At 60.1% G+C, this 13,002-nt stretch carries 8 protein-coding genes; 2 read left to right on the top strand and 6 right to left on the bottom strand.

Annotation, left to right across the window (positions count from 1 at the left end):
- Positions 1 to 69 precede the first annotated feature (69 nt).
- On the top strand, positions 70 to 1,338 hold the full coding sequence (locus tag I5961_RS02090; RefSeq protein ID WP_085701106.1) for an AAA family ATPase: 1,269 nt from the start codon (positions 70 to 72) through the stop codon (positions 1,336 to 1,338).
- The gene (locus tag I5961_RS02085; RefSeq protein ID WP_085701107.1) at positions 1,335 to 1,979 is read left to right on the top strand and encodes a retron system putative HNH endonuclease; all 645 of its coding nucleotides are present in this window, start codon (positions 1,335 to 1,337) and stop codon (positions 1,977 to 1,979) included. Before I5961_RS02090 ends, I5961_RS02085 begins: the two co-directional genes overlap by 4 nt.
- A 71-nt stretch (positions 1,980 to 2,050) precedes the next feature.
- Here I5961_RS02085 and hemE read toward each other — a convergent pair whose 3' ends face one another.
- The 6 genes from hemE to aroK form a co-directional block, all read right to left on the bottom strand.
- On the bottom strand, positions 2,051 to 3,118 hold the full coding sequence (gene hemE, locus I5961_RS02080; RefSeq protein WP_227234190.1) for a uroporphyrinogen decarboxylase: 1,068 nt from the start codon (positions 3,116 to 3,118) through the stop codon (positions 2,051 to 2,053).
- A 253-nt stretch (positions 3,119 to 3,371) separates the two neighbouring features.
- Complete coding sequence (locus tag I5961_RS02075) at positions 3,372 to 4,790, bottom strand: FAD-dependent oxidoreductase (protein WP_007909438.1); 1,419 nt, start codon at positions 4,788 to 4,790, stop codon at positions 3,372 to 3,374.
- Positions 4,791 to 4,823: 33 nt separating this feature from the next.
- Positions 4,824 to 9,269 carry a glutamate synthase large subunit gene (gene gltB / locus I5961_RS02070; protein WP_227234188.1) on the bottom strand — a complete coding sequence of 1,482 codons (4,446 nt, stop codon included), beginning with the start codon at positions 9,267 to 9,269 and terminating at the stop codon, positions 4,824 to 4,826.
- Between the two features lie 349 nt (positions 9,270 to 9,618).
- On the bottom strand, positions 9,619 to 11,220 hold the full coding sequence (locus I5961_RS02065) for an AAA family ATPase (protein WP_227234187.1): 1,602 nt from the start codon (positions 11,218 to 11,220) through the stop codon (positions 9,619 to 9,621).
- A gap of 10 nt (positions 11,221 to 11,230) precedes the next feature.
- Complete coding sequence (gene aroB / locus I5961_RS02060) at positions 11,231 to 12,331, bottom strand: 3-dehydroquinate synthase (protein ID WP_085698119.1); 1,101 nt, start codon at positions 12,329 to 12,331, stop codon at positions 11,231 to 11,233.
- 152 nt (positions 12,332 to 12,483) lie between these two features.
- A complete protein-coding gene (aroK, locus tag I5961_RS02055) occupies positions 12,484 to 13,002 on the bottom strand; it encodes a shikimate kinase AroK (protein WP_011332081.1) in 519 nt (172 codons plus the stop codon).

The raw sequence follows: 13,002 nt of genomic DNA, 5'->3' as shown, positions 1-13,002 counted from the left end.
GCGCCCTAGCAGTAACGGCGGGCCAAGGTACACTGACGGCATTCGTCTGCTTTGGTAAAGGAAGCCAGAATGCGCCTGGACCGTCTCCACATTAAGAATTTTCGTTGCTACGAAGATGCCACGTTCGACTTTCAGCCGGGATTCAATCTGGTGGTGGGGGTTAATGGGAGCGGGAAGACGTCGCTGCTGAATGCTGTAGCACAAAGCTTTAACGATATCTTCGGTTCAGTCGGCCATCCTATGACGCTTTCCGACGATGAAGATGTGCGCACGGTCATCAACCATCACGAAAATGGAAACCGATTCGAAAGGGTTTTTCCGCTGGTTTTAGAGGGCCACGGCAAAGCGTTTCAATCTTCATCCTGGGCTCGGGCAAAACATCAACCTTCACACGGTTCGATTCCTCCTATACCTGTGGTGGACATCAACGCTCTCAACTCATCCTCTGCGCTCGCAGGCAAGATTGACCTTCCGCTGATCGCCTTTTATCGAGCAGACCGCCGCTGGACTATCGCCAACACGTCTACCGAACAGGCTGCATCACTGAAACTGTCGCGACTTGATGGTTATAAGAATTGGTCGAACACAGCCACCAATCTGCAAGACTTTGAAAGTTGGTTCGTTAAAAAGACATTGGAGCAACTGCAAAAAGCTTTCCGGTCTGCAAAGCCAGTAACTGAGTTTTACGATGAGCTTTCACTGGTAAATTCTGCCTTGCAAGTGATGTTACCGGGCTCAAGTGGACTTTATTACGACGTCGAACTTGCGAGCTTGATTGTTGAAATGGGCGGCAACGCCACTTCGAAGTTCAGCAATCTAAGTGATGGTCAACGCGGGATGATTGCATTGTTCGCCGATATCGCCCGCCGCATGTGCATCCTCAACCCCCACATGGGCAAAGATGTCCTGAAAAACACCTCAGGCGTGGTCATCATCGACGAACTGGATATCCACCTTCACCCGGCCTGGCAACGCAGCATCGTGCCTGCATTGAGACAGGCTTTTCCCAAAGTCCAATTCATCGCCGCAAGCCACTCCCCACAAATCATCGGCAGCCTGAAACCTGAAGAAGTAATCCTGTTGCACAACGGGGATCCGACTCATCCGCGGGTCACCTACGGTCTGGATTCCAGCAGCGTGCTTGAAGAGGTAATGGGCGTTACGCAGCGCGAACCAGAAATCGAAGATCTGCTGTCCGAGCTTTTTTCCACGTTGGAAGACAACGACCTCGAAAAGGCAAAATCACAACTTGAGGCGCTGAAAAAGAAAGCTCCCGACCTACCGGAATTCGCCGGCGCCGAAGCACTGATCAGGCGCAAGGAGATTCTCGGCAAATGAAGCGAGTGCTCAAAGGAACTGAACCCGCTTCATTTACAGATTGGAAAAACTCGGCGAACGACGAGTGGAGCCCAACTTACCCAACGCTACAAAACCCGCAAAAACGGGATTTGCATAATGCCCTGCTTAAGGAGCAAGGCTTCTTCTGCTGTTATTGCGGCCGGGAAATAGATGCCTCGACCAGCCATATCGAGCACTTCAGACCTCAAGAGCATTTCGAAGAGTTGGCGTTGGAGTTTCACAACCTTCATGCCTCCTGCCTGCGAGAAACCAAGCCCGGCAATCCGTTGCACTGCGGCCATAAGAAGGGCAACTGGTTCGACGAAAACCAACATATTTCTCCCACCGACGAGAACTGTGAACAGCGCTTCCGATATCTGCGAACCGGCGAAATCCAGCCAAAAGATTCTGACGACCTTCCCGCCACAAAGATGATCGAGGTATTGGCGCTAGACATCGCCTACCTCAAAAATCGACGGCAGGACACAATCCGCCGCCTCTTCGATGATGAGTTTGTCATGCAAGTCAGCGAGGAAGAACTTGAGCGGTTGGTGACGGCGATCCGAAATACCGCGATTCCCGATCAAAAAACCTTCGACCACATCATCGCCCGCTACGCCGAACAGCTCCTTGGACGCTAAACCCATCGCAAACAAAAACGCCCGGCATAAGCCGGGCGTTTTTGTTTTCTACCATTAGAGCTGAGCGCCGATCACTGGTGATACTGCGCCGACAACTCATGTACGGCACGCAAGAACGCACCCGCATGCTCAGGATCAACTTCCGGCGTGATGCCGTGGCCGAGGTTGAACACGTGGCCGCTGCCCTTGCCGTAGCTGGCGAGGATGCGCCCGACTTCAGTGCGGATCGCTTCAGGTTTGGCATAGAGCACGGTCGGGTCCATGTTGCCTTGCAGCGCAACCTTGTCACCAACAAGGGCGCGGGCGTTGCCGATGTCGCAGGTCCAGTCCAGACCCAGCGCATCGGCGCCAGCGTCGGCGATGCTTTCCAGCCACAGGCCGCCGTTCTTGGTGAAGAGGATCACCGGCACTTTGCGACCGTCGTGCTCGCGGATCAGGCCGCTGACGATTTTCTTCATGTAGGCCAGGGAGAATTCCTGATACGCCGCCGCCGACAGGTTGCCGCCCCAGGTGTCGAAAATCTGCACCGCTTGCGCACCGGCCTGGATCTGGCCGTTGAGGTACCCAGTCACCGACTGCGCCAGCTTGTCCAGCAGCAGGTGCATGGCTTGCGGGTTGTCGTAGAGCATCGCCTTGGTCTTGCGGAAGTCTTTCGACGAGCCGCCTTCGACCATGTAGGTGGCGAGGGTCCACGGGCTGCCGGAGAAACCGATCAGCGGCACGCGACCGTTCAGTTCGCGGCGGATGGTGCTGACCGCGTCCATCACGTAGCCGAGGTCTTTGTGTGGATCCGGGATCGGCAGGGCTTCGATGTCGGCCAGGGTGCTGACGACTTTCTTGAAGCGCGGACCTTCACCGGTCTCGAAGTACAGGCCCTGGCCCATGGCATCGGGAATGGTGAGGATGTCGGAGAACAGGATCGCCGCGTCCAGTTGCGGATAGCGGTCGAGGGGTTGCAGCGTGACTTCGCAGGCGAATTCCGGATTCATGCACAGGCTCATGAAATCACCGGCCTGGGCGCGGCTGGCGCGGTATTCCGGCAGGTAGCGGCCGGCCTGGCGCATCATCCACACAGGGGTGACGTCTACGGGTTGCTTGAGCAGGGCGCGGAGGAAACGGTCGTTCTTCAGGGCAGTCATGTCGGCATCCGGAAAAAAAGTGCGGGCATTTTCTCAGAGCGCGACGCAAAAGGCACGGATGCAGGTCAGCCTTTTGTCTATCGGGTCAATTTGTCGCAATAAATACGGGGCATCAGCAACAGCGAGAAACAACTGTGGGAGCGAGCTTGCTCGCGAATAGGCCTGTACATCCAACATTGAAGTTGACTGACAGGCCGATTTCGCGAGCAAGCTCGCTCCCACAGAGTTATTGCTTTTGTTTCAGGATCCGGGTTTAGACGCCCAGATAATCCAGGATCCCTTCCGCCGCATTACGGCCTTCGAAGATTGCCGTCACCACCAGGTCGGACCCGCGCACCATGTCGCCACCGGCGAAGATTTTCGGGTTGCTGGTCTGGTGCTTGTACTGACCTTGCTCGGGCGCAACGACGCGACCCTGGCTGTCGGTCTGGATCTCGAACTGCTCGAACCAAGGCGCCGGGCTCGGGCGGAAACCGAAAGCGATGACCACGGCGTCGGCCGGGATGATCTCTTCGGAGCCCGGAATCGGCTCGGGGCTGCGACGGCCACGGGCGTCCGGTTCGCCGAGACGGGTCTCGACCACTTTCACGCCTTCGACCTTGTCCTCGCCAACGATGGCGATCGGCTGGCGGTTGTAGAGGAATTTCACGCCTTCTTCCTTGGCGTTCTTCACCTCTTTGCGCGAGCCGGGCATGTTCGCTTCGTCACGACGATAGGCGCAGGTCACCGACTTGGCGCCCTGGCGGATCGACGTGCGGTTGCAGTCCATCGCCGTGTCGCCGCCGCCCAGCACCACGACCTTCTTGCCTTTCATGTCGACGAAATCTTCCGGCGACTTTTCAAAGCCCAGGTTGCGGTTGACGTTGGCGATCAGGAAGTCCAGCGCGTCATACACGCCTGGCAGATCTTCACCGGCAAAACCGCCCTTCATGTAGGTGTAGGTACCCATGCCCATGAACACGGCATCGTATTCGGCGAGCAGTTGCTCCATGGTCACGTCCTTGCCGACCTCGGTGTTGAGGCGGAATTCGATGCCCATGCCGGTGAAGACTTCGCGGCGATTGCTCAGCACGGTCTTCTCGAGCTTGAACTCGGGGATGCCGAAGGTCAGCAGACCGCCGATTTCCGGGTTCTTGTCGAACACCACAGGGGTCACGCCGCCGCGCACCAGCACGTCGGCACAACCGAGGCCCGCCGGGCCCGCGCCGATGATCGCGACACGCTTGCCGGTCGGTTTGACCTTGGACATGTCCGGGCGCCAGCCCATGGCGAACGCGGTGTCGGTGATGTACTTCTCGACCGAACCGATGGTCACCGCACCGAAGCCGTCGTTAAGGGTGCACGCACCCTCGCACAGACGATCCTGCGGGCACACCCGGCCGCAGACTTCCGGCAGGGTGTTGGTCTGGTGCGACAGCTCGGCGGCCTGGAGGATGTTGCCCTCGGCTACCAGTTTCAACCAGTTCGGAATGAAGTTGTGCACCGGGCACTTCCATTCGCAATACGGGTTGCCGCAACCCAGGCAGCGGTGGGCCTGATCGGCCGACTGCTGGGGTTTGAACGGTTCGTAGATTTCCACGAATTCTTTCTTGCGTTGACGCAACAGTTTCTTCTTCGGATCCTTGCGCCCGACATCGATGAACTGGAAGTCGTTATTCAGACGTTCAGCCATTGTTAAAACCTCATCAAACTCTTCAGGCGCATATCACTGCGGGTTGGCACGGGTGCTGGAAAGCAACGACTTCAGGTTGGCAGCCTTCGGCTTGACCAGCCAGAAACGACGCAAGTAGTCATCGAGGTTCTCGGCGAGTTCACGACCCCACTCGCTGTCGGTTTCCGCGACGTACTCGTTCAGCACGTTCTGCAGGTGGCTGCGATAGGCTTCCATCGCCTCGCCGCTGATCCGCTGGATTTCCACCAGTTCGTGGTTGACCCGGTCAACGAAGGTGTTGTCCTGGTCGAGCACGTAGGCGAAACCACCGGTCATGCCAGAGCCGAAGTTGTAACCGGTCTTGCCCAGAACGCAGACAAAACCACCGGTCATGTACTCGCAGCAGTGATCGCCGGTGCCTTCCACAACCGTGTGGGCACCGGAGTTGCGCACGGCGAAACGCTCGCCTGCGGTGCCGGCGGCGAATAGCTTGCCGCCGGTGGCGCCGTACAGGCAGGTGTTGCCGATGATGGCGCTTTCCTGAGTCTTATAGACGCTGCCTTTCGGCGGCACGATGGTCAGCTTGCCACCGGTCATGCCTTTGCCGACGTAGTCGTTGGCGTCGCCTTCCAGGTACATGTTCAGACCGCCGGCGTTCCACACGCCGAAGCTCTGACCCGCAGTGCCCTTGAAGCGGAAGGTGATCGGCGCTTTCGCCATGCCCTGATTGCCGTGCTTGCGCGCGATTTCGCCGGAGATCCGTGCGCCGATCGAACGGTCGCAGTTGCAGATGTCCAGATCGAACTCGGCGCCGCTGAGGTCGTTGATCGCCGATGTCGCCATCTCGACCATTTTCTCGGCCAGCAGGCCCTGGTCGAATGGCGGGTTGCGCTCGACGCCGCAGAACTGAGGCTTGTCCGCCGGGATGTGATCGCTGCCCAGCAGCGGGGTCAGATCCAGGTGATGCTGCTTGGCGGTCTGGCCTTCGAGGACTTCCAGCAGATCGGTACGGCCGATCAGCTCCTCGAGGGAACGCACGCCCAGCTTGGCCAGCCACTCACGGGTTTCTTCGGCGACGTAGGTGAAGAAGTTCACCACCATGTCGACGGTGCCGATGTAGTGATCCTTGCGCAACTTCTCGTTCTGGGTGGCGACACCGGTGGCGCAGTTGTTCAGGTGGCAGATACGCAGGTATTTGCAGCCCAGAGCGATCATCGGCGCGGTGCCGAAGCCAAAGCTTTCGGCGCCGAGGATCGCTGCCTTGATCACGTCGAGGCCGGTTTTCAGGCCGCCGTCGGTCTGCACCCGGACCTTGCCGCGCAGGTCGTTCCCGCGCAGGGTCTGGTGGGTTTCGGCAAGGCCGAGTTCCCACGGCGCACCGGCGTATTTGATCGAAGTCAGCGGCGAGGCACCGGTGCCGCCGTCGTAGCCGGAGATGGTGATCAAGTCCGCATAGGCCTTGGCCACACCGGCGGCGATGGTGCCGACGCCCGCTTCAGCCACCAGTTTCACCGAGACCAGCGCATTCGGGTTGACCTGTTTCAGGTCAAAGATCAGCTGCGACAAATCTTCGATCGAATAGATGTCGTGGTGCGGCGGTGGCGAAATCAGGGTCACGCCCGGCACTGCGTAACGCAGCTTGGCGATCAGCCCGTTCACTTTACCGCCCGGCAGTTGACCGCCTTCACCCGGCTTGGCGCCCTGGGCAACCTTGATCTGCAGCACTTCGGCGTTGACCAGGTATTCCGGGGTCACGCCGAAACGGCCGGTCGCGACCTGTTTGATTTTCGAGCTCTTGATGGTGCCGTAGCGCGCCGGGTCTTCGCCGCCTTCGCCGGAGTTGGAACGCGCACCGAGGCGGTTCATGGCTTCGGCCAGGGCTTCGTGAGCTTCCGGCGACAGGGCGCCCAGCGAGATGCCGGCGGAGTCGAAGCGCTTGAGTACCGATTCCAGCGGCTCGACTTCGCTGATGTCCAGTGGCTTGTCGAGGGTCTTGACCTTGAACAGGTCGCGGATCATCGACACCGGACGGTTGTCCACCAGCGAGGTGTATTCCTTGAATTTGGCGTAGTCGCCCTGTTGCACCGCGGCTTGCAGGGTGTTGACCACGTCCGGGTTGTAGGCATGGTATTCGCCACCGTGGACGAACTTCAGCAGACCGCCCTGCTGGATCGGCTTGCGCGGACTCCAGGCTTCGGTGGCCAGAGCTTTCTGCTCGGCTTCGATGTCGACGAAACGCGCACCCTTGATACGGCTCGGCACGCCACGGAAGCTCAGCTCGCAGACTTCCTCGGACAGGCCGATGGCTTCGAACAGCTGAGCACCGCGATACGACGCGATGGTCGAGATGCCCATCTTCGACAGGATCTTCAACAGACCCTTGGTGATGCCCTTACGGTAGTTCTTGAACACCTCGTAGAGGTCGCCCAGCACTTCACCGGTCCGGATCAGGTCGCCCAGCACTTCGTACGCCAGGAACGGATAGACCGCCGAGGCGCCGAAACCGATCAGTACGGCGAAGTGGTGCGGATCGCGTGCAGTGGCGGTTTCAACCAGGATGTTGGAGTCGCAGCGCAGGCCTTTTTCGGTCAGGCGATGGTGCACCGCGCCGGTGGCCAGCGAGGCGTGGATCGGCAGCTTGCCCGGCGCGATATGGCGGTCGCTCAGGACGATCTGGGTACGACCGGCACGCACGGCTTCTTCAGCCTGATCGGCGACGTTGCGGATCGCCGCTTCGAGACCGACGCTTTCATCGTAGTTGAGATCGATGATCTGCCGCTCGAAACCCGGGCGGTCGAGGTTCATCAGCGAGCGCCACTTGGCCGGGGAAATGACCGGCGAGCTGAGGATCACGCGCGAGGCGTGTTCCGGCGATTCCTGGAAGATGTTGCGCTCGGCACCGAGGCAGATTTCCAGCGACATCACGATCGCTTCACGCAGCGGGTCGATCGGCGGGTTGGTCACCTGCGCAAACTGCTGGCGGAAATAGTCGTACGGCGTGCGCACGCGCTGGGACAGCACGGCCATCGGCGTGTCGTCGCCCATCGAACCAACGGCTTCATAGCCTTGTTCGCCAAGCGGACGCAGTACCTGATCGCGTTCTTCGAACGTGACCTGATACATCTTCATGTATTGCTTGAGTTGATCGACGTCGTAGAAAGCCGAACCGTGATCGTTGTCTTCCATGGTCGCCTGAATGCGCAGGGCATTCTTGCGCAGCCATTGCTTGTACGGATGACGGGATTTCAGACGGTTGTCGATCGCGTCGGTGTCGAGGATCTGCCCGGTTTCGGTGTCCACGGCGAAGATCTGGCCCGGGCCGACACGGCCTTTGGCAATCACGTCTTCAGGCTTGTAGTCCCACACGCCGATTTCCGACGCGAGAGTGATGAAACCGTTGGTGGTGGTGACCCAGCGCGCCGGGCGCAGACCGTTACGGTCGAGCAGGCACACCGCGTAGCGACCGTCGGTCATTACCACGCCGGCCGGGCCGTCCCACGGCTCCATGTGCATCGAGTTGTACTCGTAGAACGCACGCAGGTCCGGGTCCATGGTTTCGACGTTCTGCCACGCTGGCGGAATGATCATCCGCACGCCACGGAACAGGTCGATGCCGCCGGTGACCATCAGTTCGAGCATGTTGTCCATGCTCGAGGAGTCGGAACCGACACGGTTGACCAGCGGGCCGAGTTCTTCCAGATCCATCAGATCGTTGGTGAACTTGGTGCGGCGGGCCTGGGCCCAGTTGCGGTTGCCGGTGATGGTGTTGATCTCGCCGTTGTGGGCGAGGAAGCGGAATGGCTGGGCCAGCGGCCATTTCGGCAGGGTGTTGGTGGAGAAGCGCTGGTGAAACACGCAGATTGCGGTTTGCAGGCGCTGGTCACCCAGGTCCGGATAGAACGCGGCCAGGTCGGCCGGCATCATCAGGCCTTTATAAATGATGGTCTTGTGGGAAAAGCTGCAGATGTAGTGGTCGGTATCGGCAGCGTTGGCCACGGAAGAACGACGACGGGCGCTGAACAGCTTGACCGCCATGTCCTGATCGCTCAGGCCTTCGCCACCGATGTACACCTGCTCGATCTGCGGCAGGCGCTCAAGGGCCAGGCGGCCGAGGACGCTGGTGTCGATTGGCACTTTGCGCCAGCCGATCAGTTGCAGGCCTTCGGCCAGGATCTCGCGGTTCATGTTCTCGCGAGCGGCTTCGGCCTTGGCCGGATCCTGATTGAAGAAAACCATGCCCACGGCATATTGCTTGGGCAGCTCGACGCTGAAGGTTTCCTGGGCAATGGCACGCAGGAACACGTCGGGCTTTTGAATCAGCAGACCGCAACCGTCACCGGTCTTGCCGTCGGCATTAATCCCACCGCGGTGGGTCATGCAGGTCAGGGCCTCGATGGCCGTTTGCAAAAGGGTATGACTGGGTTCGCCCTGCATATGGGCTATCAGGCCGAAACCGCAGTTATCCTTGAATTCATCTGGTTGGTACAGACCTGCTTTCATAGACACTTTCTCACCAGGCTGCCTCTTGTCGAGGCAAATTTCTTTTCAATTCAACCACTTGCTTGCCGCGCCGAACGTACGCCGGCTTTGCGGGGGCAAAAGGGTGGTCATTGTACACAGCGACACAGAGGCTCACAAATTTGACGACGAAATGTCGCAAATTCATGTCGCATTTGTGAAAGGTTTAAAGCGATCTGCTGTGCTAGTCAAAACTTTTTTAATTTTGACCGCAACGACTCAAAGACTACTGTGACGCAGACACCACAAGGCACGCGACCTGAAAGGAAGCGCGCACTTGTAGAAATTTTGAGGTGCTTGGAGAGGCGGCCTGGGTAAGGCCGCCGAATCTTCAGCGAGTTGTTGCCAGTTCCTGTTGGACGCTGGCGACAGTGCGAGGCCAAGGTTTACCAGCCTGAACCTTCGCTGGCAAGGCCTTGATGGCAGAAACGGCTGCATCACGATTGGCGAAGTTGCCGTAGGTGATCACGTACAGAGGCTTGCCGTTGAGGACTTTCTTGAAGTAACGGTACTCGCCGCCCTGCTCCTTGACGAAGTTTTGCGCGGTCGCTTCGGAGCTGGTGCCGAGGATCTGCACCACGTAGTTGCTGGTCGGCTGACCGGCGTACCAGCTGCCACCGGCTGCCTTGGCGACGGTGACCGGCTTCTCGGCAGGTTTGGCGGCGGCAACAGGCTTGGCAGGCGCAGGAGCCGGTTTGGCCGCTGGAGCGGCAGGAGCAGGCGCAGGCTTGGCGCTAGCGACCTGGGTTGGCGCCGGGGTCGGTTTGGCTGCCGGAACCGGAACCGGGGTCGGCGCAGGTCCGGCCGGAACGCCCGCCGGTGGCGCAGTGGTGGTCACGGTCGGTGGCGTGTTGCTGGAACCTTCGACCGGCACACCGTCGTCGCCTTCGGTAATGCCGCCAGCCGCTTCAGCCAACGGACCGCGCATCACCGGTTGCGAGTTGCCGACCAGCGGCAGCGGCATCGGCTGGGTATTGCCGTTGAATTCGACGGACGGCGCGCCACCCGCCTGCGGCGTGCCCTGGCCCAATGGCAGTTGCGCCTGCTCGTTGGCCGGCGCACCGGTGGTCGGCGCCTTGTTGCGACCCGGCATCAGCCAGGCGGCAGCGACCGCGACCACAACGACGGCGGAAATCGCCAATACGTGTTTCTTCGGCATGTTGAACCCCATACTTGGACGCTTGACCGCGGAGCGGCTTGCAATCATGACTTCGATCAGAGCATCGCGAGCGACCTGGTTGATGTTGCCCGGCCAACCCTCGGAGCTTTCGTGAATATCAGAGATCTGATCCGCGGTGAAAAGTTCGACACCCCGGCCCGCGCCTTCCAGCCGCTGGTCGAGATACTCGCGGGTTTCTTCTTCGGTGTACGGCTGCAATTCGATGACGTGGAAGCGCTCTTCCTCAAGGTGCAAAGCCTCGAGCTGGGCAATCAGCGACGACTCACCGAACAGGAACACATGCGGGCGGCCTTCCGGAGCGCCGGCGCCCAGCGCCATCAGGGCTTCAAGCGCGGACTCGTCGAGCTGCTCGGCATCGTCAACCAGCAGATAGACTTCCTGCCCTGTCAGCGCCAACTGTACGACCTGATCGAGAATCGCCCCGACCTCGGCCTGCGCCACGTCCAGCGCTTGGGCGATCTGACGCAGCACGCCGGCTGCATCGCCTGCGCCACGGGCGGAAACGACAACGCTCTGCACCGATTGCTTGTTGGTGCTGGCGACCAGCGCCTGACGCAGCAGGGTCTTGCCGCTGCCCTGCGGGCCGGTAACCACCAGCAGCAACTGGCTGTAACGCGCCAGATGATGCAGCTGCCCCAGCACCGGCTTGCGCTGGGCCGGAAAGAATTTGAAGCCCGGAACCCGCGGCGCGAAAGGGTCGTGACTTAACTGGAAATGGCCGAGGAACGCCTCGTCGGCATGCAAACTAGTCATCGGAATCTTATTAACCTTTAAGCTGAGCCAGAGCGCGGTAATCCGCTCCCAGCGTGGCCTGTAGAACCTCTTTCGGATAATCGTCGGTCACCACCGCTTCGCCCATCCGGCGCAGCAGCACCAGGCGCAAGCGACCGTCGATCACTTTTTTGTCAATTGCCATGTGTTCAAGAAAATCGGCTTCGGTCATCTCTTCCGGCGGGATCACCGGCAGACCGGCACGCTGGAACAGGCGGATGCCGCGATCACGCTCCTGCTCGCTGATCCAGCCGAGGCGCGCGGACATTTCCAGTGCCATCACGGTGCCAGCGGCGACCGCTTCGCCATGCAACCAGACACCATAGCCCATGTGGGTTTCGATGGCGTGGCCAAAGGTGTGGCCGAGATTGAGGGTGGCCCGCACGCCGGTTTCCTTCTCGTCGGCACCGACCACCGCAGCCTTGGCGGCGCAGGAGCGTTCGATAGCATAGGTCAGGGCCGTTTGATCCAGCGCGCGCAGGGCGTCAACGTTGTCTTCGAGCCAGGTCAGGAATGGCTCGTCGCAGATCAGACCGTACTTGATGACTTCCGCCAGGCCGGCCGACAGCTCGCGCGCGGGCAGGGTTTTCAGGGACGCAGTATCGATCAGCACCACGTTCGGCTGATAGAACGCGCCGACCATGTTCTTGCCCAGCGGATGGTTGATCCCGGTCTTGCCGCCCACCGACGAATCGACCTGGGACAGCAGCGTGGTAGGAATCTGGATGAAATCGACGCCACGCTGGTAGCAGGCGGCTGCGAAACCGGCCATGTCGCCGATTACGCCGCCGCCGAGGGCGATTACCGTGGTGCGGCGGTCATGACGGGCGGTCAGCAGGCCGTCGAAGATCAGTTGCAGGGTTTCCCAGTTCTTGAAGGCTTCGCCGTCGGGCAGCACCACGGAAATCACTGAGAACTGCGCCAGGCTGCGGGTCAGACGCTCGAGATAGAGCGGCGCAACGGTCTCGTTGGAGATGATTGCCACTTGCCGCCCGTGGATATGCGGGGCCAGCAATTCAGGCTGGTCCAGTAATCCTTCGCCAATATGAATCGGGTAGCTGCGCTCGCCTAGGTCGACCTTGAGTGTCTGCATGTGTCCCCACAGTGAAGATGGAAGCAGGCGTCCTGCCCTGAATTATTGGTTGTCTGCGGCCTGTAGCGGGTATGACGCCGCTCGCACGCCATCCGCCACAACCTCGGCGGGCTGTGACAGGACGCCGAGGATAGCGCATTTCGAGCGATGCTTTAACGGGGCGGAAGCTGCGCCAGGCGGTCGAGAATATCGAGCACGACCATGCGCGGTGGCCGCTCGTCGGTTTCCACCACCAGATCGGCGATTTCCCGATAGAGCGGATCCCGGATCGCCAGCAGATCGCGCAAGGTTTTCTCCGGATTGGCGGTGCGCAGCAACGGCCGGTTGCGATCGCGAGAGGTGCGGCCGACCTGCTGTTCGACAGATGCGTGCAGGTAGACCACCCGCCCGCCCTCGTGCAGGGCCTTGCGGTTGGCATCGCGCATCACCGCGCCGCCGCCGGTCGCCAGCACCACGCCGTCGAACGCGCACAACTCGGCGATCATCGCCTGCTCACGATCACGAAAGCCGGGCTCGCCTTCCTTGTCGAAGATCCACGGGATATTGGCGCCCGTGCGCAGTTCAATTTCCTTGTCGGAATCCTTGAACGGCAGGCGCAGCTCTTTGGCCAGTAATCGGCCGATGGTGCTTTTTCCAGCCCCCATCGGTCCTACAAGAATCAAATTTCGCAC

Source organism: Pseudomonas sp. IAC-BECa141 (genome assembly GCF_020544405.1).
Classification (GTDB): domain Bacteria; phylum Pseudomonadota; class Gammaproteobacteria; order Pseudomonadales; family Pseudomonadaceae; genus Aquipseudomonas.
This window is presented reverse-complemented; position numbering and strand designations above follow the sequence as displayed.